18 protein-coding genes are annotated in these 22,638 nt (G+C 62.1%); 9 read left to right on the top strand and 9 right to left on the bottom strand.

From position 1 onward, the window contains the following. Window positions 1-117 precede the first annotated feature (117 nt). The gene (gene prmB / locus LVD10_RS12995; protein ID WP_232941448.1) at window positions 118-1,041 is read right to left on the bottom strand and encodes a 50S ribosomal protein L3 N(5)-glutamine methyltransferase; all 924 of its coding nucleotides are present in this window, start codon (window positions 1,039-1,041) and stop codon (window positions 118-120) included. A 174-nt stretch (window positions 1,042-1,215) separates the two neighbouring features. On the opposite strand from prmB, the gene folE reads away from it, so the two are divergent. Both folE and LVD10_RS13005 read left to right on the top strand, forming a co-directional pair. Further along, entirely contained in the window at window positions 1,216-1,755 is a 540-nt protein-coding gene (folE, locus tag LVD10_RS13000) for a GTP cyclohydrolase I FolE (protein ID WP_232941447.1), read from the top strand. 132 nt (window positions 1,756-1,887) lie between these two features. Next, the gene (locus LVD10_RS13005) at window positions 1,888-2,232 is read left to right on the top strand and encodes a 5-carboxymethyl-2-hydroxymuconate Delta-isomerase (protein ID WP_232941446.1); all 345 of its coding nucleotides are present in this window, start codon (window positions 1,888-1,890) and stop codon (window positions 2,230-2,232) included. A 532-nt stretch (window positions 2,233-2,764) separates the two neighbouring features. On the opposite strand, the gene LVD10_RS13010 is transcribed toward LVD10_RS13005, so the two are convergent. The 7 genes from LVD10_RS13010 to LVD10_RS13040 form a co-directional block, all read right to left on the bottom strand. Then, the gene (locus tag LVD10_RS13010; protein WP_237063914.1) at window positions 2,765-3,634 is read right to left on the bottom strand and encodes an alpha/beta fold hydrolase; all 870 of its coding nucleotides are present in this window, start codon (window positions 3,632-3,634) and stop codon (window positions 2,765-2,767) included. Window positions 3,635-3,760: 126 nt separating this feature from the next. Continuing rightward, entirely contained in the window at window positions 3,761-4,216 is a 456-nt protein-coding gene (gene sixA, locus LVD10_RS13015; protein ID WP_232941444.1) for a phosphohistidine phosphatase SixA, read from the bottom strand. 58 nt (window positions 4,217-4,274) lie between these two features. Next, complete coding sequence (locus tag LVD10_RS13020; RefSeq protein ID WP_232941443.1) at window positions 4,275-4,916, bottom strand: DUF4389 domain-containing protein; 642 nt, start codon at window positions 4,914-4,916, stop codon at window positions 4,275-4,277. Between the two features lie 13 nt (window positions 4,917-4,929). Next, window positions 4,930-5,964 (bottom strand): NAD(P)H-dependent glycerol-3-phosphate dehydrogenase, encoded by a 1,035-nt coding sequence (locus LVD10_RS13025; RefSeq protein WP_232941442.1) that lies wholly within the window; start codon window positions 5,962-5,964, stop codon window positions 4,930-4,932. Window positions 5,965-6,236: 272 nt separating this feature from the next. Beyond that, entirely contained in the window at window positions 6,237-8,156 is a 1,920-nt protein-coding gene (gene htpG / locus LVD10_RS13030; protein ID WP_237063916.1) for a molecular chaperone HtpG, read from the bottom strand. 114 nt (window positions 8,157-8,270) lie between these two features. Beyond that, on the bottom strand, window positions 8,271-9,467 hold the full coding sequence (locus LVD10_RS13035) for a serine hydrolase domain-containing protein (protein WP_232941440.1): 1,197 nt from the start codon (window positions 9,465-9,467) through the stop codon (window positions 8,271-8,273). A 234-nt stretch (window positions 9,468-9,701) separates the two neighbouring features. After that, entirely contained in the window at window positions 9,702-10,304 is a 603-nt protein-coding gene (locus LVD10_RS13040; RefSeq protein WP_232941439.1) for a peroxiredoxin, read from the bottom strand. A 387-nt stretch (window positions 10,305-10,691) separates the two neighbouring features. On the opposite strand from LVD10_RS13040, the gene LVD10_RS13045 reads away from it, so the two are divergent. The 3 genes from LVD10_RS13045 (at window position 10,692) to bfr (ending at window position 13,249) form a co-directional block, all read left to right on the top strand. After that, a complete protein-coding gene (locus tag LVD10_RS13045; RefSeq protein ID WP_232941438.1) occupies window positions 10,692-10,904 on the top strand; it encodes a bacterioferritin-associated ferredoxin in 213 nt (70 codons plus the stop codon). A 196-nt stretch (window positions 10,905-11,100) separates the two neighbouring features. Continuing rightward, window positions 11,101-12,414: a DUF2254 domain-containing protein gene (locus LVD10_RS13050; protein ID WP_232941437.1), complete on the top strand. Its 1,314-nt coding sequence runs from the start codon at window positions 11,101-11,103 to the stop codon at window positions 12,412-12,414. Between the two features lie 352 nt (window positions 12,415-12,766). Further along, window positions 12,767-13,249, top strand: coding sequence for a bacterioferritin (gene bfr / locus LVD10_RS13055; protein ID WP_232941436.1), 483 nt, complete (start codon window positions 12,767-12,769; stop codon window positions 13,247-13,249). 312 nt (window positions 13,250-13,561) lie between these two features. Here bfr and grxD read toward each other — a convergent pair whose 3' ends face one another. Next, window positions 13,562-13,894 carry a Grx4 family monothiol glutaredoxin gene (gene grxD / locus LVD10_RS13060; RefSeq protein WP_232941435.1) on the bottom strand — a complete coding sequence of 111 codons (333 nt, stop codon included), beginning with the start codon at window positions 13,892-13,894 and terminating at the stop codon, window positions 13,562-13,564. Window positions 13,895-14,165: 271 nt separating this feature from the next. Here grxD and LVD10_RS13065 point away from each other — a divergent pair, with 271 nt between their 5' ends. The 4 genes from LVD10_RS13065 (at window position 14,166) to LVD10_RS13080 (ending at window position 22,164) form a co-directional block, all read left to right on the top strand. After that, window positions 14,166-15,350, top strand: a complete 1,185-nt coding sequence (locus LVD10_RS13065) for an aspartate aminotransferase family protein (protein WP_237063918.1) — start codon at window positions 14,166-14,168, stop codon at window positions 15,348-15,350. A gap of 59 nt (window positions 15,351-15,409) precedes the next feature. After that, window positions 15,410-16,324 carry an ornithine carbamoyltransferase gene (gene argF / locus LVD10_RS13070; protein WP_232941433.1) on the top strand — a complete coding sequence of 305 codons (915 nt, stop codon included), beginning with the start codon at window positions 15,410-15,412 and terminating at the stop codon, window positions 16,322-16,324. A gap of 984 nt (window positions 16,325-17,308) precedes the next feature. Beyond that, complete coding sequence (locus LVD10_RS13075; RefSeq protein WP_232941432.1) at window positions 17,309-20,248, top strand: ribonucleoside-diphosphate reductase subunit alpha; 2,940 nt, start codon at window positions 17,309-17,311, stop codon at window positions 20,246-20,248. 650 nt (window positions 20,249-20,898) lie between these two features. After that, window positions 20,899-22,164, top strand: coding sequence for a ribonucleotide-diphosphate reductase subunit beta (locus tag LVD10_RS13080; protein ID WP_237063920.1), 1,266 nt, complete (start codon window positions 20,899-20,901; stop codon window positions 22,162-22,164). Window positions 22,165-22,638: the final 474 nt, after the last annotated feature.

Here is a 22,638-nt window from a genome sequence, read left to right on the forward strand (position 1 = left end):
CCGCTCAGTCTTCAGTGATTTGTTCGGTGCCCGGGCATTCCACGTGCATTTATCGGGCAAAGGCGGGGCATTATAGAGGATTGCGCCGACTTGTGCCGGTGCGCAATCCCCTGCGGCTCAGCTGGCCTCGAACTGAGGGCGGTAGGCCAGCAGGTCCTCGCGGCTGATGACGAACACGCCATGGCCGCCATCGGCGAACTCCGGCCACATAAACGGCACCCCGGGGAAGGCCCGCTCCAGCGCCTCCCAGCTGTTGCCCACCTCGCACACCAGCAACCCGTCCGGCTGCAGGTGGTCGGCCGCCTCCAGCAACAGGCGACGGGTGAAATCCAGCCCGTCGTCGCCGGAGCCCAGGGCAATCTCCGGTTCAGCGCGGTATTCCGCCGGCATCTCCGCCAGGTCGCGGGCATCCACATACGGCGGGTTGCACACGATCAGCTCATAACTGCAGCCCTCCAGCCCGTCGAACAGGTCAGACTGCACGGCGCGCACGCGCTCGTTCAGCTGGTGGCGGTTGATATTGACCTGCGCCACTTCCACCGCGCCGGAAGAGATATCGCTGAGGTCGACCCGCGCCTCCGGGAAGGCATCGGCGCAGGCAATACCAATACAGCCACTGCCGCAGCACAGGTCGAGGATCGCCAGCGGCTCGACCTGCAGCCAGGGCTCGAAGCCACTGCGGATCAGCTCGCCGATGGGCGAGCGCGGCACCAGTACGCGGCTGTCCACATAGAAGGTCATACCGCAGAAATGCGCTTCATGGGTCAGGTAGGGGGCCGGCAGGCGCTCCTGCACGCGCCGCTCGAGAATCGCCATCACCTCACGGCGCTCCTCCATGGCCAACCGCGCCTGCAGCACCTCGGGCTTGCTGTCCATGGGCAGGTGCAGCGTATGCATCACCAGCAGCAGGGCCTCGTCCCAGGCATTGTCGGTGCCGTGGCCGAACCAGAGACCGGCTTCCCCGAATCGGCTGGCGCCCCAACGCACAAAGTCCAGCAGGGTCTGCAGCTCGTGCAGGGAGGCCTCACGCTTCTCGATCATTCACTCTATCCTTTTTACTGACTGGGCCGGGGCGGAATTACGCCCCGGCAATGATCCACTGGCCCTGGCGCAGAGTAAAACATCCCTGGCCGCCCGGCGGTTCTTTACTCAAACATGACAAAAGCTTAGGGTAGCGCACCCGCCCCTCGGGCTGAGATATTGGAACTGGACCAGATGAACGAACACTACGCGCGAATTATTGAGGCAATCGGCGAAGATCCGCAACGCCCGGGCCTGAAGGACACCCCCAAGCGCGCCGCCAAGGCGATGCAATACCTGACCCAGGGCTACCAGCAATCGCTGGACGATATCGTCAACGAGGCCATCTTCCCCTCCGACTGCAGTGAGATGGTACTGGTCAAGGATATCGAGCTCTACTCCCTGTGCGAGCACCACCTGCTGCCGTTTATCGGCAAGGCACACGTGGCCTATATCCCCAACGGCAAGGTGCTGGGCCTGTCCAAGGTGGCGCGCATCGTCGATATGTTCGCCCGGCGCCTGCAGATCCAGGAACAGCTCACCGTGGAGATCGCCGAGACCATCCAGGATGTCACCGGCGCGGCCGGCGTCGGCGTGATCATCGAGGCCAAGCATATGTGCATGATGATGCGCGGCGTGGAGAAACAGAATTCGGTAATGAAGACCTCCGCCATGCTGGGTTCCTTCCGCAGCCAGCAGGCCACCCGGACCGAATTCCTGTCCCTGATTCGCTAAAATGCGTTAACGCGGCGCAGGGAAGCGCGGCGATGGAGCTGCCGCGCTCACCGCTGCGCAGTGAACCTGTAAAGAGTGCCACGGGGGCCGCACAGAGATATCGCGCGGCCCCAGTATTCACGGAGAGAAACCATGCCCCACCTGGTGATCGAGTACGCTGAGAAGCTGGAAGACCATATTTCCATCCCGGCACTGGTCAGCACCGCGCAGGAGGCCATGAACCGCTCCGGCCTGTTCGCCCCCCACACCATCAAGACCCGGGCGCTGCCCTACCGGCACTTTATCGCCGGGGAGAAGGGAGGCAGCTTTATCCACGCGGAAGTGCGCCTGCTGGATGGGCGCAGCGAGCGCGAGCGGGAAGAGCTCAGCTCCGCGGTCTTCAACGCCCTGTGCCAGTTCGCCGACGGTGTGCCGGCGGTCACGGTGGAGGTGCGGGAGATGGACCAGGGCTGCTATTCCAAGCGCCTGCCGTTCTGAGCCGGGACGCCTGCTAGCCATCCAACCCTGTGGTCTCGCGGCCAGGGGCCGCTCCTACGGGTACCTGCCCGAACCAGGCCCGTAGGGGCGCACCTTGTATGCGCCCGGGTGGCCCCCCATCCCCTCGCCCAACCCCGGCCACCTCGAGAACCCGAAACCGGATCGGACAACGCAAAAGCATCCTGACGAGCCCTGGGCGCACACAAGGTGCGCCCCTACACAGTTCGTGGCAATGACGACAGGAAAAAATTTAAGGGCGGCCCCTGAATGCGCCCGGGCGCCACGACACCCACGGTGTAAACATCATCCCCTATCCCCCTTGCCGGCATCCGGGATGACAAAAATGGTGACACCGGACGAACGGCCGGGACCGTAGGGGCGCACCTTGTGTGCGCCCGGGACGGCAGGAAGGAATCCCCTTGCTTGAGAGGGCGAACACAAGGTTCGCCCCTACGGACTATCTCGCTGCAGCCTCAGCAAACCTACCGAATCGCAAAACCGGACGGACCGCAGGGGCAGAACAGGCGCGGGATCATTCGCCGCGCAGGAAGGGGCCGAACCACTCGGCGATTTCTTCCGCGCCCTCTTCCATATGCAGGTGGTGGCCGCCGTGCATCTCGCGCACGGTAATATTGGGAAACTGCTGTAGCAGTGGCCGCATCCTCTCGGGCATCCCCTCGATACCATCCATTGCCAGCACCAGCCGCACGGGAATCTCCGCTTGCTGGATACTCTCCAGGAAAGCGCGCACCTGGTCACTGGTGAGCTTGCCGGTGGAAGTGGCCTTGAGGCGCGGGTCACTGCTCCAGGTGAAACCGTCAGCACTGGCGCGCGTGCCACGCTCGACGATGGCGCGGGCAGCTTCCCGGCTCAACTTGAACATACCGTTGCGGCGCGCCTCGGTGGCCTCGGCCAGGCTGGTGAACTGCCGCGGTCGCACGGCGCCATAACGGGCGCGCTGGGCGATGGCACGGGCAAGATTCTCCGGTGCCTCCTCCGCCCTGGCCGGCGGCGGCACCAGCCCATCCACAAGGGCCAGCCGCTCCACGCGGTTGGGGAAAGTGCCGGCGGTGAGCATGGAAGATACCGCCCCGCGCGAATGGCCGAGCAGGGAGAACCGGCGCCAGCCGAGTGCCTCACTCACCCCGATCACGTCTTCCACTTCCTCCCAGATGTTGTAATTGGCATCCCGGGAGCGATGGTAGCTCTGCCCGTGGCCGGCCATATCGATCGCCACCAGGTCGATCCCGCCCAGCAGCGGCGCCAGCCGGTCAAAGCTTGCACAGTTGTCGAGCCAGCCATGCAGGGCCAGCACCGGCACGCCATCGGGATCGCCCCAGCGTCGGGCGGCAATGGTCTTGTGATCGAATTCCAGGGTGATTTCGCGCGGGGATTCAGTCATGGGGCAACATCGTTAGAAACCAGCACCAGATAGTGCCGGGCCCGACCGGGACCGGCAATGACCTCCGTGGCCAGCATGGGTGTCGAGAGTGGACGCGGGGACAGGACGAATGGTGCGGCGTCCCGGCTAGACCTGCGGGTGCTGCAGCCAGGACAGGTCGGCGCAGCCGTTGGCCCAGACCTCGGCTTCCAGGCAGGCCAGGCTGGAGGTGCCCATGGGATGTGCCCCGGGACTGCCGCAGAGGCCGTTGACCAGGGAGCCCACCAGCGGCTGGTGGCTCACCAGCAGCAGCGGGAAGAGTGCCGCGCGGCCCAGGGCTTCCAGCACCTCCCGCGGATCGGTATCGCCCACCAGCAGGGGCTGGGTGTCCACAGGCTGCCGCAGGCGGCCGGCGACAATCTGCGCGGTCTGCTGGGTACGCACAAACGGGCTGGCCCAGATGGCGCGCACCTGCGCCAGCTCTTCGGCGCGTCGGTCGCAGATCCAGGCCACCTGTGCCCGGCCGCGATCGGTAAGCTGGCGCTCACTGTCCTCGCCCACCATCGGCTCGGCCTCGCCGTGGCGCAATATCAGTAGCTGCACGCTGAACCTCCCTGTTTCGCCACTGGCGGGGGGGTGAGCCCCGCCGGATGGCTACGGACTACTTGTCGCTGTCGTCGTCCTTCCCGGTCTCCTTCTCCGGCTCCTTGCCCTTGTCGGCGCCGGCCTTGTCGCTGCTTTTGGTGGAACTGCCGGATCCACTGGACTTGGTCGAGCTGGACTTCGAAGAGCTGGACTTCGACGAACTGCTTTTGCTGGAGCTGCCCTTGCCGGTGCCGCCGGAGGCGCTCTTTTTGGCCGCCCCCTTGCTGGTGGATGCGGCGGGTTTGTCTTCGCCCTCGTCCTTCCCGGCACCCAGGGAGATGGGATCGTACACGCTCTGCCCCTGGGGCTCTTCATCGTCTTCGGAGACCACTTCGCCGTTTACTTCCTCGGCACTTTCATAGCCGGACAGGTCCTCGATGTCGGACTCGGGCCACTCGGCAAACGGGAAAGGTTTCTCTTCGGTGTTGTACACCAGGAATTGCAGGGTCTGGTACACGAAAGACGCGATCTGGTCCCCCAGGCGGCGCAGGTTGTCATTGGGGCCGCCGGAAAGAATCGAGAACAGGAACTGCAGTATCACCACCGCCAGCATGACGAAGCCGGCGATTTCCAGCAGCACTACGAACAGCACCATGTACAACAGGCGCATCCAGTGGTTGCCGGAGGTGATGTTTTTTTTCAGTTCTTCATTATCCATATTGTCTTTGCCCCTAGGGTTTAGCCGAATAGGCTACATCGAACGTTTGCGCGCCCGACATCAAATCGCGTATTACCTCCGGGATCGGGCGCTCTTCAAATAATATGGCGTGAATAGCGGAAACCAAGGGCATGTAGACGCCCAATTCATCCGCTTTGTGCTTAATCAGCCGAACCGTGTTCACGCCCTCGGCGACCTGACCGATTTCTGCGACAGCCTCCTCCAGGGCCCGGCCCCGTCCCACCAGGTAACCCACCCGGTAGTTGCGGCTCAGGTCCGAGGAACAGGTGAGGATCAGGTCCCCTACCCCGGCTAGCCCGATAAAGGTCATGGGATCGGCTCCCATCGCCTCGGCAAAGCGCATCATTTCCGCCAGCGCGCGGGTGATCAGCAGGCTGATGGTGTTCTGCCCGCGATCCAGCGCCACTGCCATGCCGGTGACGATGGCATAAATATTCTTCAGTGCCCCCGCCAGCTCCACGCCGAACACGTCGTTGCTGGAGTAGACCCGGAACGTCTCGGAATGAAGCACTTTCTGGATAGTGCTGCAAAGTTCCTCGTCCTCACTCGCGATCACGGTGGCGGTGTAGTGATCCGCGACAATCTCTTTCGCAAAATTCGGGCCGCTCAGCACCCCCACACGCATATCCGTGGTTTCCTCGCGCAGGATATCGCTCATCAGGTGGAAGCTGTCATGCTCGATACCCTTGGTAGTGGAAATCAGCATGGTGCCGGTGTCCAGCATGGGGGCAACGCGCTGCACCACCTCACGGAAAGACTTGCTGGGAATCGCCACGAATACAATCTGGCAACCGGCCAGTGCTTCCTCCAGGTCGCTGGTGACTTTCAGCTCCGGGTGCAGGGTGACACCGGGCAGGTAATAACGGTTCTCCCGCAGGTTGCGGCAGCTCTCCGCACGCTCTGGGTCGCGCATCCACTGGCGGGTATCGTGGCCGTTGCCGGCGACAATATTGGCAATCGCGGTACCGAAACTGCCGCCGCCCAGTACGGCAATGGAAAAGGGCTTAGAAGTTTCCGTCTGTGTCATACCTGTCCGATGGAATTGAGTAAGGGAATGGTAGTTGTTGTCGTCGAGCGGATTATAGAGGTCGAGCTGGCCCAGCCCAACGCGGGCGGGAAAAAAAAGTGATTATCGGTCAGTTTCCGCGCAGGCGGTGTGACCTGGGGGGCAAATCGAGCAAAAATCAAACAGGGCGGGGGTACATGGAGCGCGGCGCCAGGCCGGCGCGGGTGCGGGAAAATAAAAACCGCCGGCCCTTTCAGTCGGGACCGGCGGTCGCAAGCGGCGAAGCGGCTGCCTTAAGTGTTCAGCTCCAGCAGCAGCGCGTTCAGGCGGCGCACATAATCGGCCGGGTCCGTCAGCTGGTTGCCCGCTGCCAGGTTGGCCTGGTCCAGCAGGATATTGGTGAGGTCGGCGAAGCGGTCCTCATCCTGTTCCTGGTCCAGCCGCTGCACCAGCGGATGTGAGGGGTTCAGCTCGAAGATCGGCTTGGCTTCCGGCAGGGACTGGCCGGCCTGCTCGAGGATGCGGCGCATCTGCGGCCCCAGGTCCTGCTCGCTCACCACCAGGCACGCCGGTGAATCCACCAGGCGGGTGGTTGCGCGCACGTCCTCAACGCGGTTTTCCAGCACTTCCTTGACCCGCTCCACCAGCGCACCGGCGTCTTTCTCCACCTTCTCACGCTCGGCCTTGTCCTCGTCGGTCTCCGCCTCGCCCAGGTCCAGTGCGCCCTTGGCCACGTCCTGGAACGGCTTGCCATCGAACTCGGTCATATGGCCCACGAACCACTCATCCACCTGGTCGGTGAGCAGCAGCACCTCGATGCCCTTCTTGCGGAATACTTCCAGGTAGGGGCTGGACTTGGCAGTGGCAAAGTTGTCGGCGGCCACGTAGTAGATGTACTTCTGGCCATCCTGCATGCGGCCGGTGTAATCCTCCAGGGACTGGTCCTGCTTCGGCTCGTCGGTGTGGGTGGTGGAGAAACGCAGCAGCTTGGCGATTTTCTCCTTGTTGGCGAAGTCTTCCGCCGGACCCTCTTTCAGTACATTGCCGAACAGGTTCCAGAATTTCTGGTATTCATCCGCGTCCTTCTTCGCCAGCTTGGACAGCATGTCCAGCACGCGCTTGGTCAGTGCGCTCTTGATGGCATCGGTGTTGCGGTCCTTCTGCAGGATCTCGCGGGACACGTTCAGCGGCAGGTCGTTGGAATCCAGCACGCCCTTGACGAAACGCAGGTACAGCGGCAGGAACTGCTCGGCGTCATCCATGATAAAGGTGCGCTGCACATAGAGTTTCAGGCCGCGGGAGGCATCGCGCTGGTACAGGTCGAACGGTGCGCGACCGGGGATATACAGCAGGCTGGTGTAATCCAGCGTACCCTCGACACGGTTGTGGCTCCAGGTCAGGGGGTCGTCGAAGTCATGCGCGATATGCTTGTAAAACTCGCGGTACTCCTCGGCCTTGATATCGCTGCGCGGACGGGTCCACAGGGCCTGGGCGGCGTTGACAGCCTCGAACTCCGGCGCCTTGTCTTCCGGTTTCTCTTCCTCGTCCCCGGCCGCAGGCGCTTCCTCCTTCAGCATCTCCACCGGGATGGCGATGTGGTCGGAGTATTTCTTGATGATGGAGCGCAGGCGCCAGCCATCGGCAAATTCGCTGGCGTCATCTTTCAGGTGCAGCACCACGCGGGTTCCGCGCTGCGGCCACTCCACGTTCTCGACGGTGTACTCGGCCTCGCCGTGGCACTCCCAGTGCACGCCCTGGGCGGTATCGGCGCCGGCGCGACGGGTGAACACCTCCACCTTGTCGGCGACGATAAAGGCGGAGTAGAAACCCACCCCGAACTGGCCGATCAGGTGGGCGTCCTTCTGCTGGTCGCCGGTGAGGTTCTGCAGGAAGCTGGCCGTGCCGGAACGGGCGATGGTACCCAGGTTCTCGATCACCTCGTCGCGGCTCATGCCGATGCCGTTATCGGAAATGGTGAGGGTACCGGCGTCCTTGTCGAACTCGATGCGAATATGCAGGTCGGGATCTTCTTCCAGCAGCTCCGGCTTCGCCAGCGCCTCAAAGCGCAACTTGTCGGCGGCGTCGGAAGCATTGGATACCAGCTCGCGCAGGAAAATCTCCTTGTTGGAGTACAGCGAGTGGATCATCAGGTGCAGTAGCTGCTTGGCTTCCGTCTGGAAACCGTGGCTCTCTTTCTGGGCCTCGACGGTCATGGATAGGTCTCCCCTGTCACTTCATTCTGAACAGGGGGCTATATTGGGCCGCGGCCCGCGGTTTCAAGGGCCGTGGGGCCGGGGAAGAGAGGGGAATAGCAGACCGGGAAGTCGCTACTCGCCGGCCAGGGCGGTGGCCAGGTTGCCGTTACCGGTGATATCCACCACGAAATTGGCGGTCAGGTCGGAGATGACGCGCGACTCGGCGTTCATCAGGATAACAATGCCGATCTTGAGCTTCTCCGAATAGGCCACGGCGGCGCGGAATCCGGCCACCCAGCCACCGTGGTAGATGATGCGGTCGTCGCCGATGGTATACAGGCGCCAGCCCAGACCGTAACCGGCATGGGACAGGTAGTCACGCCAGATGCGGTGGCGCATGTGGCGGCGGGTCTCCACCCGCTCGGTGGTGATGTCGGCGATCACCTCCGGCGACAGCACCTTGGGGTAGTAGCCCATCTGTGCCTTCAGCCACTGGGCCATATCGGAGATGCTGGCGTTCACGCCCGCCGCCGGCCCGGCGTAGTAGTACTCCTTCTCGACTTTTACCGGGCGCCAGCCGCGGCCGGTCTGCACATGGGGCGCGGCGCGGTTGTCCGACGCCATAAAGCGCTCCCAGCCCAGGGAGGCATTGTCCATCTTCAGCGGGGAGAAGAAACGGTTGTCCAGCTGGCGCTCGTAGGACACCCCGGTGGCCTTCTGGATCACATCCTCGATCAGGCTGAAGAGGACATTCTGGTAGCCGTAACACTTGCCCGGGGTGCAGCGCGGGTCGATATTGGCGAACTTGGGCAGGATCTTGCTGAGCGGCTGGTCATCTTCCAGGTAGTTGTCATAGGCATTCGGGGTCAGGCCCGAGGAGTGGCTCAGCAGGTGCTCCACCTGCAACTGCTTGGACAGGGACGGGGTCTTGAAGCGCAGCTCCGGCACATAGCGCACCACCTTGTCGCCCCAGTCGAATTTCTGCTCGTGCTCCAGCACCGCGGCCATGCTGGAGGCGAAGGTCTTGGAGACCGAGGCCAGGCGGAACACGGTGTTGTTATCCACCTTCGCCCGCTTGCCCTTGACCCGCACGCCATGGGTATCCATGGCCACCACCTCGTTGCCGCTGACGATCACGTAGGCGGCACCGGGGATCCCGTTCTTTTTCATCAGGCTATGGAAATAGCGATCGAATTGCCGGGCACTGGCATCGATATCCGCCGCCGTGGCGGGCAGCCAGAGACCGGCCAGCATCAGGAGCAGGCACCAGCGGACCGCACCCGGTCGACGCCAGCAGAGACAGATTGTGGTATGGATCAAGGATTTCATTGCCGTACTTCAGGCCGCCGCGGCAGGTCACAGTGTTTAAGTGTAAGACTAGCAGCGAACGGAAAAATTCTCCGGCTGTGCTGCCTGTCACGAAAACAGCGACATTGTAATCACAAATCGCGTGCGACGCATCGCTGCTGAAGTGTGCCCCAGGCACAAAAAAACCGCCCGGGGGCGGTTTCTGGCCTTCAGCAGCGTCCCCGGGATGCCCCGGGGCGCCAGGACGCATCAGGCTTACAGCTTCTCAGCGTTCTCGCTCAGGTAAGCGGCAACGCCTTCCGGAGAGGCGTTCATGCCCTTGTCGCCTTCCTGCCAGCCCGCCGGGCAGACTTCGCCGTGCTCCTGGTGGAACGCCAGGGCGTCGACCATACGCAGCATTTCGTCCACGTTACGGCCCAGCGGCAGGTCGTTGACTACCTGGTGACGTACCACACCTTCCTCGTCGATCAGGAAGGAGCCGCGGAAGGCTACACCGCCCTCGGACTCTACGTCGTAGGCCTGGCAGATCTCGTGCTTCACGTCGGCAACCAGGGAGTACTTGACCGGGCCGATGCCGCCATCGTTGACGGAGGTGTTGCGCCACGCGTTGTGGGAGAACTGGGAGTCGATGGAAACACCGATCACCTCGACGCCACGCTTCTTGAACTCCTCGAAACGGTGATCGAAAGCGATCAGCTCGGACGGGCATACGAAGGTGAAGTCCAGCGGGTAGAAGAAGATCACAGCCTTCTTGCCCTTGATGGTCTCGGCCAGGTTGAAGTCTTCAACGATCTCGCCGTTACCCAGTACCGCGGCAGCGGTGAAGTCCGGAGCAGGTTTGCCTACCAGAACTGCCATAAGAGCCTCCTCATTCCAGTGTTGGATTGGTAATTAAAATGTCGAAACGGTCAATTTATATACAGGAGTAATAAATTGCCATGGAATTGATAGTGGGCCGCAATGATACACAGCCACCCCGGCCAGTCCCATAGAAAATTTATATGGTGTCGATAGCAATGGATTCAATGCCCGGGGCCTGAATTCATGCCGGTGTGCCGACGGACTCCCCGGCGGGGCCCGACCCATCGGTCAGGGTTTCGCGACAATTGCCCTGTGGGTCATGTTTTAGCCAACTAGAATAAAAACCATGCATTCATGGAACCTTATTGACACTCATTCTCAATTGCAATACGATCCACACATCGTTCTTATTTGGGCATTGTGCGCCACAGGGTAGAAGCAGCCATGTACGTATGTATCTGTAAAGGCATTACCGACCGCCAGATCAAGGAAGCCGTGTATGACGGCTCTACCTCGGTCAAGGCCCTGCGTCGCCAGCTGGGCGTATCCTCGCAGTGCGGCCGCTGTGCCGAGCTCACCCAGGAGATCATCGAAGAAACCATGAGTGGCGGTGTTATCGCCAACGCCAACAGCGGCCTGTTCTATTCCGCCAGCTGATGTAATCCGGCGGCCACCCCCCGTGGTCGCCCGCTCCCTCCCCCGCTCCCAGGCCTTCCCCTCTCGCTCCCCCGGCCCTGATCCTTTACTGCATACAAGCCATCACACCAGGTTGCCGCCGCCGATAATGGCCCCGACAACAGTCACTGCCGGTGCACTAAGCTAAGGAAACCTGCACGGCCACCAGTGGGACAGCATGCGGCATTCCCTCCAGCACCTGGGTGAACAACTGCGCACCAGTTTCCTGACGGTGCCGGCCAGCATGATTGTGCTGGCGATACTTCTCGCCATCGGCCTGCGGCTACTGGACAGCGCCGTCGATGTCGCCGGCGCTACCGGGATTGACTGGCTCAGCATCAGCGACGCCAACAGCGCCCGCGCCCTGCTCTCCACTATTGCCTCTTCCACCATTACCGTGGCCGGTACCGTCTTTTCCATTACGGTGGTGGCACTGACACTGGCCTCTAACCAATTCGGCCCGCGCGTGGTGCGCAATTTTGTCCGCGACCGCAGCACCCAGGTGGCACTGGGGATCTTTCTCGCCTCCTTTGTCTATGCGCTGGTCACCATCCGCAGCATCGATACGCTGGAAGACAACGTCAGCAACTATGACCTGGCCGTGCATGTGGCCATGCTGCTGGCCCTGGCCAGCATCCTGTTCCTGGTGTACTTCATCCATAACGTGGCGCTCACCATCCAGGTGGACAACATCACCCACCAGATCAACCAGGAGTTCCATCGCGCGATCGACCGCGAATACCCGCAGTCCCCGAAAGATATGGAAGGGCAGAAATTCGACGAGGACCGCCTGGAACTGGGCCAGGGCTGGATCAATATCCCCAGCGGCAGCGGCGGCTATGTGCAACTGGTCAACCGCCCGGCCCTGCAGGCCCTGGCGGAGAAATACGATTGCTGCCTGCAGATCACCTGCCACGCGGGAGCCTACGTCAATCACTGGGGTGTCATCGGGCGCATCTTCGACTCACCCGCCGATATGGATTCGCTGCTCACCGGCATTCACTCGGCGGTGGAAATCGGCTCCCAGCCAACCGCCGAACAGGATATTGTCTTTTCCATCCGGCAGCTGTCGCAGATTGCCGTGCGCGCGCTGTCGCCGGGCGTCAATGATCCGTTCACCGCCTATACCTGTGTCGATCGACTGGTGGAGGGACTGGGCACGGTGCTGCAACGACCGGAACCGGGAAACTGCTTTACCGATGAGCTCGGCCGCCTGCGCCTGGTAACGCGGGAGCTGACCTTCGCCGACCTGCTGGATGCCTCACTCGATGAAATCTGTGAGCACGGCCGCGCCAATGGTGTATTCATGCGGCACCTGTTGAATTCCCTGTTGCGCCTGAGCCGTGCCTGCGGCCGCGGGCAGGACCGCCGCGCCATGCTCGCCTATGTGCGGCAGCTGGAAGAGGACTGCGAAACCTTTATCGAGAGCAGCAACGATTTGCAGGCGATCAAATCCCGCGTGGAGGAAATCGCCGCGCAGCTCACCAACTAGCAGCTGACCAAATAAAAGTCCCGCTGCCTGCCCCGCCAACCTGCGCCCGGCATTTTTCCGCGCACAGTAAATAAAAATGACTATCGACAAGGTTTTCGAAGGGCATCTAAAGAGGAATCATTTTCGTTCCGCTTTTCGGCCAAATTTGTGTTTCACCCTTTATATACAGTGTCTGCGTGAATTTTCGCTTCCCTTGACTTGCCGCTGACAGCACCGCAAACTCCACCGCATATGCGCTACCGACCCTACAATAAAATTACTGATAACTGACTGGCGGCGCGGAAGCACACAACTCACAACAGGATATTCCCGCGGGTGCACACCCGGCATCGCGGGCACAGGAGCAAAAGCTATGAAAGGCGATCCCAAGGTCATCGAACACCTCAACAAAGCACTGGGCAACGAGCTGGTGGCCATCAACCAGTATTTCCTGCATGCCCGCATGTATGACAACTGGGGCCTGAAAGAGCTGGGCAAAAAGGAATACGAAGAATCCATCGATGAAATGAAACATGCCGACTGGCTCATCGAGCGGATCCTGTTCCTGGAGGGCATCCCCAACCTGCAACACCTGGGCAAGCTGCTGATCGGCGAAGACCCGCAGGAAATGCTCAAGTGCGACCTGAAGCTGGAATCCAAGGCCATCCCCGACCTGCGCGACGGTATCGCCTACTGTGAATCCGTGCGCGACTACGGCAGCCGCGAGTTGCTGGAGAAAATCCTCGAGTCCGAGGAAGAGCACGTGGACTGGCTGGAAAAGCAGCTGGAGCTGGTCGACATGGTAGGCCTGCAAAACTACCTGCAGACCCAGATGGAAAAAGCCTCCGACGAATAAGGGCTGTTTCCCGGGCGCACACAAGGTGCGCCCCTACGATCCCTCTCCCGGGTTACCCGGGTCCATTGCCAACACCAGAGACAGTCCCTCTCCGTCATCCCGCCGGGCCGGCATGGTACCGGGCCTCGTGGACACTGGCACTCGGGCGCACACAAGGTGCGCCCCTATATCATTCCCCGGATCGGTTCGTTCCCCCCGTAGGGGCGCACCTTGTGTGCGCCCTGCCCCGCCTACATGGCACCGGCCCGGTTTGCGGGCATAAAAAAACCGCGGCACTGGCCGCGGTTTTTTCGTCCCGGGGACCGGCAAGGTTTACTCGCCGTCCTCGCTCTCGGCCGAGGCCTCTTCCACCAGGGTCTTCAGCTCGCCGCTCTCGTACATCTCCATGATGATGTCACAGCCGCCGACCAGCTCGCCCTTCACCCACAGCTGCGGGAAGGTGGGCCAGTTGGCGTACTTGGGCAGTTCAGAGCGGATATCCGGGTTGGACAGCACATCCACATAGGCAAAACGCTTGCCACAGGCCATCAGCGCCTGGGAGGCGCGCATGGAAAAGCCGCACTGGGGCGCGTTGGGGCTGCCTTTCATGTAGAGCAGGATGGCGTTGTCGGCGATCTGCTGCTTGATGTTCTCCATTGTGTCCATAGGGATAACTAACCTCGGGTAGTGGTACCGGTCGATAAATTGGGCGCTGCGCCGGCCGGGGGCAGTGGCGCGCTGGCCGGCATTGTACCCTAGTGTGTAGCCGCATACGAAAAACGCCAATTCCCGGCCTCCGCGACTATCCCGCCACTATCCTTGTGGTAGTATTGCCGGCCAACCCGGGGAAACTGCGGATTGAAGGCAACAATGCCGAATTTCCTGCGGCAACCGGCTCGACAGGCCTACAGGCAGATCAACAGGAGGAGACAGCAAAGTGGCCACCCCCGCACTGATGCAGAATTACGGCGAAAGGACCCTGACCCTGGTCAGGGGCGAAGGCAACTACGTGTGGGACGACAGCGGCCGACGCTACCTGGACGCCATCTCCGGTATCGCCGTTTGCGGCCTGGGGCACTGCCACCCGGCGGTCACCGCGGCGCTGCAGGACCAGGCCCACACCCTGCTGCACGTGTCCAACCTCTACAATATTCCCGCCCAGGAACAGCTGGCGGAAAAGCTGGTGGCCCTGTCGGGCATGGACAATGTGTTCTTCTCCAACTCCGGTGCCGAGGCCAACGAGGCCGCCATCAAGCTGGCGCGCAAGCTGGGCAACGCGCGCGGGCTGGCCTGCCCGCGCATCGTGGTAATGGAGCACGCCTTCCACGGCCGCACCCTGGCCACCCTCACCGCCACCGGCAACCCCGCCGCCCAGCAGGGCTTCGCCCCGCTGCCGGAGGGCTTCCTGCGGGTCCCCTTCAACGATGTCGCCGCCATCGAGGCACTGGCGGCGCAGCACGACGATATCGTCGCGGTGCTGGTGGAGCCGGTGCAGGGCGAGGGCGGCATCCGCGTCCCCGACAGCGACTACCTGCTGCGCCTGCGCCACCTGTGCAACGACCGCCACTGGCTGCTGATGCTGGACGAGATCCAGACCGGCAACGGCCGCACCGGCGAGTTGTTCGCCTACCAGCACGCCGGCATACTCCCTGATGTGGTCACCACGGCCAAGGGACTGGGCAATGGCGTACCCATCGGTGCCTGCCTGGCCAGCGGTGTGGCGGCGCAGCTGTTCGGCGCCGGCAGCCACGGCTCCACCTTCGGCGGCAACCCGCTGGCCTGCCGCGCCGCCCTGGCGGTGCTGGAAACCCTGGAGAACGAGGCGCTGGTAGAGCGCGCCGCTTCACTGGGGGCCAGCCTGCTGCAACAGCTGCGGGTGCAGCTGGGTGGCTGTGAGGCCGTGCACGATATCCGCGGGCTGGGCCTGATGGTGGGTATCGAGCTGGACCGCCCCTGCGGCGAACTGGTACAGCAGGCCCGCGCCCACGACCTGTTGATCAATGTCACCGCCGGCAACGTGCTGCGCCTGTTGCCGCCGCTGACACTCACGGACAGCGAGTGCCGCCACGTGGCCGATACTGTCAGCACACTGGTCCTGCAATTCGCCCGCCAGGCGGCCTGAGGGACGCAACCGGCACAGACATAACAAACCGCCTGTATTAAAGAAGGGAGACAAGACCCATGGCGACCAGACATTTTCTCAGCCTGATGGACCTGAACAGGGAAGAACTCGACACGGTGATCGAGCGCGCCATTGAACTGAAGGCGCTGCGCGCCCAGGGCATCACCACCGAGCCGTTCCGCGACAAGGTACTGGGGATGATCTTCGAGAAGTCCTCCACCCGTACCCGCGTCTCCTTCGAGGCGGGCATGGCGCAGATGGGCGGCAGCGCCCTGTTCCTGTCCCCCCGCGACACCCAGCTGGGCCGCGGCGAGCCGATCGAGGACAGCGCCCGGGTGATCTCGCGCATGGTGGACATGGTGATGATCCGCACCTTCGGCCACAACGTGCTGGAGCGCTTTGCCGCCCACTCGCGGGTGCCGGTGATCAACGCCCTGTCGGACAGCTTCCACCCCTGCCAGCTGCTGGCGGATATCCAGACCTATGTAGAACATCGCGGCAGCCCCAGCGGCCGCGTGGTGGCCTGGGTCGGGGACGGCAATAATATGTGCCACTCCTATATCAACGCCGCGCGCCAGTACGATTTCGAGCTGCGCATCGCCTGCCCCGAGGGCTACGACCCGGATCAGTCCATCGTCGCCAGCGCCGGCGACCGGGTCACTATCGTGCGCAAGCCGGAAGATGCCGTGCGCGGCGCCGACTGGGTGGCAACCGATGTGTGGGCCTCCATGGGCCAGGAGACCGAACAGCACCAGCGCCTCAAGGCATTCGAGGGCTACCTGGTGGACCACGAGCTGATGAGCCACGCCAACAGCGAGGCGATCTTCATGCACTGCCTGCCCGCCCACCGCGGCGAGGAAGTGAGCGCCGAACTGCTGGAAGACGAAAACATTTCCGTGGTGTGGGACGAGGCGGAAAACCGCCTGCACGCCCAGAAGGCGCTGATGGAATTCCTGCAGGAAAACAGCAACTGATTTTCCCGCGTCACATTCCTTTGCGGTAACCCTTCACAGTAGTGAACCCAGGGCGCCCGCGCCGGTTGCACCGGCCGGGCGCTTTTTTTATGTTGGCGCCAGAAATGGTTTGAAAGCGTGAACCGCCCCGTGTAACTTGCCGCGCCCCGGCGGCGGGCAGGCATTCCCGGGTGTTCGTTTTTTGTGCACGGCGGGCCGAAGCTGGCCGGTTATTTTTCCACCGCCTTGGCCAACGCGCCCCGGCGCTCAAAAAACAACCGGCATAGATGATCAACAGTGCGAAACAGCTGGTGATTTTTACGCCACTGGCGCGCCCTTCATCGGCGCATAATGCCACGCAAAAATGGACGCCGTAGTACCACTTTGCTCACTGACTACACAGGTCAAAACAGTTATTGCCCAGGTTAATTTAGGGGCCCAAAACTATTAAAAAAAATTCTTAAAAACACCGGCTTTTCTTCACAGCTGGTCACCTTTTAGACACCACCAGCAACGGCGGGCGCTGGCGGCAGAGTAGCTACTGACCTTCACCGCCTACCCACAATTTATCCACAGATAACCCCCGAGTTATCCGCCTTGAAAATCGGCCTCTACCGCATTATCTTGTTGCGCAGTCGAGGGGCAACCCCAACATATAGGGTTTTACTCCCAACACAGCCCCAAGCTGACAGGGGCCGGTCAAGACTCTGCGCCAACCGGTTTGGCGCCACTCAGTCAGTCAGAAGTTTTCCAGATGAATCCAGAGGTACCCGGGCGGCATTGTTCCGCCACCGGCACCCGGATGTGTCGCGCCCAGAGGTAACAGGTCGGTGACCGGGAGCCACAGGTAATACGACACAGACGGGGGCACGGCCTGTTCGCCCTCCCCGCCCGCACCCACCGGTGACGGACGGGCAACCGGGGCGACGGGGACCCCGCGACAGGCCGCGCAGGTGACGCGGATAACAAGCGGAAATAACTCAGTAAATACTTGCGGAGATCTACATGCACACAGAGACAGGGCGCTCTCAGGCCGTTCCTTCCGAAAACGGCACTTCCAGGGATCAGGCCGGTAGCGACACCACCCTCGCCGCCACCGCGCCGGGACAGGTTCGCGTCATCAAGCGCAACGGCACCGTGGTGCCCTATGACGACAGCAAGATCTCCGTCGCTGTCACCAAGGCGTTTCTCGCCGTAGAGGGCGGCACCGCCGCCGCCTCCAGCCGCATCCACGAGAAAGTGCAGGAGCTGGTGGGCCAGATCAGCGCCACCTTCAAGCGCCGCATGCCCTCCGGTGGCACCATCCACATCGAGGAAATCCAGGACCAGGTGGAACTGGCCCTGATGCGCGCCGGCGAGCACAAGATCGCCCGCGACTACGTCCTCTACCGCGAGGAGCACGCCCGCCTGCGCGCCGAGAAGGGCCAGCAGGCAGAAGCCCCCGCCCAGGCCGCTGAGACCCACCCCAGCATCCGCGTGAAGCAGGAAGACGGCAGCATGCTGCCGCTGGACCTGGACCGCCTGCGCACCATCGTCGCCGAGGCCTGCGAGGGCCTGAAGGACGTGGACGGCGAGGCCATCCTGAGCGAGGCGCTGCGCAACCTGTACGACGGCGTCTCCCAGGAAGACATCAATACCGCGCTGGTGATCACCGCCCGCACCATGGTCGAGCAGGAACCCAACTACACCTACGCCACCGCCTGCCTGCTGCTGGACAAGCTGCGCGCCGAGGCCCTGCGTTTCCTGGGTGTGGCCAACGACGCCACCGCCCACGAGATGGAAGACCTGTACAGCCAGACCCTGGCCGCCTACGTGGAAAAAGGCATCGAGCTGGAGCTGCTGGACCCGGCCCTGGCCACCTTCGACCTGGAGAAACTGGGCTTCGCCATCAAGGGCGAGCGCGATCACCAGTTCACCTACCTGGGCCTGCAGACCCTGTACGACCGCTACTTCCTGCACAGCGACGACATCCGTTTCGAGCTGCCGCAGATCTTCTTCATGCGCGTCGCCATGGGCCTGGCCATCAATGAAGAAAACCCGAACGAGCGCGCGATCGAGTTCTACGACCTGCTGAGCTCCTTCGACTACATGAGCTCCACGCCCACCCTGTTCAACGCCGGCACCCTGCGCCCGCAGCTGTCCTCCTGCTACCTGACCACGGTGCCGGACGACCTGCACGGCATCTACGGCGCCATCCAGGACAACGCCATGCTGTCCAAGTGGGCCGGTGGCCTGGGTAACGACTGGACGCCGGTGCGTTCCCTGGGGTCCTACATCAAGGGCACCAACGGCAAGTCCCAGGGCGTGGTGCCGTTCCTGAAAGTGGCCAACGACACCGCCGTGGCGGTGAACCAGGGCGGCAAGCGCAAGGGCGCCGTGTGTGCCTACCTGGAAACCTGGCACCTGGATATCGAGGAATTCCTGGAGCTGCGCAAGAACACCGGTGACGACCGTCGCCGCACCCACGACATGAACACCGCCAACTGGGTACCGGACCTGTTCATGAAGCGCGTGTTCGAAGACGAGGAGTGGACCCTGTTCTCCCCGGCCACCTGCCCCGACCTGCACGACCTGGTGGGCACCGCCTTCGAGGAGCGCTACAAGCACTACGAGCAGCTGGCCGCCGAGGGCAAGCTGAAGCTGCACAAGAAAGTGCGTGCACTGGACCTGTGGCGCAAGATGCTGGGCATGCTGTTCGAGACCGGCCACCCGTGGATCACCTTCAAGGACAGCTGCAACCTGCGCAGCCCGCAGCAGCACGCCGGTGTGGTACACAGCTCCAACCTGTGCACCGAGATCACCCTGAACACCAAGGCGAACGACGAGATCGCCGTGTGCAACCTGGGCTCCGTGAACCTGGCCCAGCACATTGGTGAAGACGGCCAGCTGGACCGCGCCAAGCTGTCAAAGACCGTCAACACCGCCGTGCGCATGCTCGATAACGTCATCGACATCAACTACTACTCCGTGGACACCGCGCGCCAGTCCAACTTCCGTCACCGCCCGGTGGGCCTGGGCCTGATGGGCTTCCAGGACGCGCTGTACCGCGCCGGCATCTCCTACGCCAGCGACGAGGCGGTGCAGTTCGCGGACATCACCATGGAAGCCATCAGCTACGAGGCCATCTCCGCCTCCAGCGACCTGGCGGCCGAGCGCGGCAAGTACCAGAGCTACGACGGCTCCCTGTGGAGCCAGGGCATCCTGCCGCTGGACTCCATCAAGGTACTGGCGGAGCAACGCGGTGAGAAATACATCGAGCAGGACACCAACAGCACCCTCGACTGGGACAGCCTGCGCAGCAAGGTGAAAACCCAGGGCATGCGCAACTCCAACGTGATGGCGATCGCCCCCACCGCGACCATCGCCAACATCACCGGGGTTTCCCAGTCCATCGAGCCCACGTACCAGAACCTGTACGTGAAATCGAACCTGTCCGGCGAGTTCACCGTGGTGAACCCGTACCTGGTGCACGACCTGAAAGACCGCGGCCTGTGGGACCAGGTAATGGTCAACGACCTGAAATACTACGAGGGCTCGGTACAGAAGATCGAGCGCGTGCCGGCGGACCTGAAAGCCAAGTACGCCACCGCCTTCGAGGTGGAGCCGCGCTGGATCGTGGACGCCGCCAGCCGTCGCCAGAAGTGGATCGACCAGGCCCAGTCCCTGAACCTGTACATCGCCGGCGCCGACGGCCGCAAGCTGGACCTGACCTATCGCATGGCCTGGTACCGTGGCCTGAAGACCACTTACTACCTGCGCGCCCTGGCCGCCACCAGCACGGAAAAATCCACCGTGAACGGTGGCAACCTGAACGCGGTAAGCGCCGGCGCCACCAACGGCGCGGCAGCGGCAGCACCAGCCGCCGCCCCGGCCGCCGAACCGCAGGCAGCCCCGGTACCCCAGGCCTGTTCCCTGGACGACCCGGACTGCGAGGCCTGCCAGTAAGAAGTAGTAGTTTCCCCGCAAGGGGAAACCTGAAAGGCACCTTTAAAGGCACTTTCAGAAATCGTAGCGAGCGGGTGGCTGGTGGTGGCCGCCGGAGCGGAGGCAGCGGAGTGTATAGGTAATACATGAGCATGCCGACCGGGCTGGCGCACCAGCACCGCCGGACGCCGCCAGGCGCACGCGCAGTAGATTTATGAAGGTGCCGTAAAGTCTCTCGGGGGAGAGCGTCTAACCGCACTGCGGCTAAGACCATAAGCTGCGCCCCCGGTCCCCTGCCCTTCTATGGGGGAAGCGCGGGAAGTAACGGACCGGGGAGTGGCAGCACTCGAAACCCGAATGGTGGGAACCCGATTCCACCGCAAACTTGATCTGGCGCAGGAAGCCCTGCACCAGCCCGGGTTAAAAATAACCCGGACACAAATACTGCCCTGGTGCCTGGACCACCCCTGTGGCGTCAGCGCACCGGGGACGGGATTTCGGAAACGCAGACATACATCCCTGTAGCTCCGGCCGCGCCTTCCCTGGCGCGGACGGTTCCGAAACCCCGCCCCCGGCGCACTGACTTAACCCGCAGAACGGTGGCCACACCGGGGCAACAAGAATCGAACACACGCAGCAATTCACGCAGCAGAAAAGACGGAAAGGCCAATATGCTTAGCTGGGACGATCTCGAAACACCGTCACAAGAAAAGAAAAGCACTGAACCGCGACCGGCGCCGGAAACACTGCAACAGCAGGTGTCCGAACCGGCTGTCTCCTATGAGAGCCACGCCGCACCGGCGTCGCCCGCGGCCCAATCCACCGTTACCACCGCGCCGGCCTCCGACGCCGTGGCAGCGGCACGGGCCGCCGTAGCCGACATGGACCCGGCACCGGGCCTGGAAGAGCTGGAAATGGGCGCCGCCCGTATCGAGGTGGACGAGAAGCGCATCATCAACTGCCGCGCCGACCTCAACCAGCTGGTGCCCTTCAAGTACGACTGGGCCTGGCAGAAATACCTGGACGGCTGCGCCAACCACTGGATGCCGCAGGAAGTGAACATGAACAAGGACGTGTCCATGTGGAAAGACCCCGAGGGTCTGACCGAGGACGAGCGCCGCATCGTGGAATACTCCCTGGGCTACTTCTCCACCGCCGACAGCCTGGTGGCGAATAACCTGGTGCTGGCCATCTACCGCCATATCACCAACCCGGAGTGCCGCCAGTACCTGCTGCGCCAGTCCTTCGAGGAAGCCATCCACACCCACGCCTACCAGTACTGCGTGGAGTCCCTGGGCATGGACGAGGGCGAGGTATTCAACATGTACCGCGAGGTTCCTTCAGTAGCCAAGAAAGCCGCCTGGAGCCTCAAGCACACCCAGTCCATCGGCGACCCCAACTTCAGGACCGGCACCGTGGAAACCGACCAGGAGCTGCTGCGCAACCTGATCGCCTTCTACGCCGTGACCGAGGGCATCTTCTTCTACTGCGGTTTTACCCAGATCCTGTCCATGGGCCGCCGCAACAAGATGACCGGCGTTGCCGAGCAGTTCCAGTACATCCTGCGCGACGAGTCCATGCACCTGAACTTCGGCATCGACGTCATCAACCAGATCAAGCTGGAAAACCCGCACCTGTGGACCCCGGAGTTCCAGCAGGAAGTGGCGCAGATGATCCTGGAAGGCATGGAACTGGAAGTGGCCTACGCCCGCGACACCATGCCCCGCGGCGTACTGGGCATGAATGCCAACATGATGGAGGAATACCTCCACTTCATCGCCAACCGCCGCCTGAGCCAGCTGGGCCTGAAGGAACAGTTCCCGGGCGCCCAGAACCCCTTCCCGTGGATGTCCGAGATCATGGACCTGCGGAAAGAGAAGAACTTCTTCGAGACGCGGGTTATCGAATACCAGACCGGCGGTGCGCTTCAGTGGTAGTAGGAACAACCAAGAAGCAATAAACAGGGACAACTACAACAAGTAGTCGCTCACAGGAAGAGAGGTATTGAAAGCGGGCGAAAGCCCGCTTTTTTTGTATCCCACAATAGCGAGCCGAGCCCAAAATTAGTCAGGAACGTCAGGAAAAAGACCCAGATCACGAGACGCGTCGTGTATCTGCCCGAGGAGCCCCTCTAATCTATTGATTTTAAAGCGCATTCTCGGAGAAGAAAGGGTTAGTGGCTCAGCTGGATAGCAAGACGCATCACGTTTTTGCCTGAGCTGCCATCCTCGAAAAGGCTCTAATGTATTGAAAAATATGAGTTATCTGATAACACTCACGCATCACTATTTGTAGATAGACGACGAATGGATATATAGATGCGTCTTTTGAATAAACTGTTAGATTTTGTCGGCCTCGGAGTGATTGGCTTTTGGACTTTACCAGAATCTAACACCTGTATAGAAATACAG

This window comes from Microbulbifer zhoushanensis, assembly GCF_021729055.1.
Lineage (GTDB): Bacteria > Pseudomonadota > Gammaproteobacteria > Pseudomonadales > Cellvibrionaceae > Microbulbifer > Microbulbifer zhoushanensis.

What these genes read in the sequence shown, in the direction of transcription:
- LVD10_RS13020 (WP_232941443.1), bottom strand. Translation starts at nt 4,916, where the DNA reads ATGGATAATGAAGAACTGAAAAAAAACATCACCTCCGGCAACCACTGG.
- LVD10_RS13080 (WP_237063920.1), top strand. Translation starts at nt 20,899, where the DNA reads ATGCTTAGCTGGGACGATCTCGAAACACCGTCACAAGAAAAGAAAAGC.
- bfr (WP_232941436.1), top strand. Translation starts at nt 12,767, where the DNA reads ATGAAAGGCGATCCCAAGGTCATCGAACACCTCAACAAAGCACTGGGC.
- LVD10_RS13005 (WP_232941446.1), top strand. Translation starts at nt 1,888, where the DNA reads ATGCCCCACCTGGTGATCGAGTACGCTGAGAAGCTGGAAGACCATATT.
- prmB (WP_232941448.1), bottom strand. Translation starts at nt 1,041, where the DNA reads ATGATCGAGAAGCGTGAGGCCTCCCTGCACGAGCTGCAGACCCTGCTG.
- LVD10_RS13075 (WP_232941432.1), top strand. Translation starts at nt 17,309, where the DNA reads ATGCACACAGAGACAGGGCGCTCTCAGGCCGTTCCTTCCGAAAACGGC.
- LVD10_RS13010 (WP_237063914.1), bottom strand. Translation starts at nt 3,634, where the DNA reads ATGACTGAATCCCCGCGCGAAATCACCCTGGAATTCGATCACAAGACC.
- LVD10_RS13050 (WP_232941437.1), top strand. Translation starts at nt 11,101, where the DNA reads ATGCGGCATTCCCTCCAGCACCTGGGTGAACAACTGCGCACCAGTTTC.
- LVD10_RS13025 (WP_232941442.1), bottom strand. Translation starts at nt 5,964, where the DNA reads ATGACACAGACGGAAACTTCTAAGCCCTTTTCCATTGCCGTACTGGGC.
- folE (WP_232941447.1), top strand. Translation starts at nt 1,216, where the DNA reads ATGAACGAACACTACGCGCGAATTATTGAGGCAATCGGCGAAGATCCG.
- LVD10_RS13040 (WP_232941439.1), bottom strand. Translation starts at nt 10,304, where the DNA reads ATGGCAGTTCTGGTAGGCAAACCTGCTCCGGACTTCACCGCTGCCGCG.
- argF (WP_232941433.1), top strand. Translation starts at nt 15,410, where the DNA reads ATGGCGACCAGACATTTTCTCAGCCTGATGGACCTGAACAGGGAAGAA.
- LVD10_RS13045 (WP_232941438.1), top strand. Translation starts at nt 10,692, where the DNA reads ATGTACGTATGTATCTGTAAAGGCATTACCGACCGCCAGATCAAGGAA.
- LVD10_RS13035 (WP_232941440.1), bottom strand. Translation starts at nt 9,467, where the DNA reads ATGAAATCCTTGATCCATACCACAATCTGTCTCTGCTGGCGTCGACCG.
- grxD (WP_232941435.1), bottom strand. Translation starts at nt 13,894, where the DNA reads ATGGACACAATGGAGAACATCAAGCAGCAGATCGCCGACAACGCCATC.
- htpG (WP_237063916.1), bottom strand. Translation starts at nt 8,156, where the DNA reads ATGACCGTCGAGGCCCAGAAAGAGAGCCACGGTTTCCAGACGGAAGCC.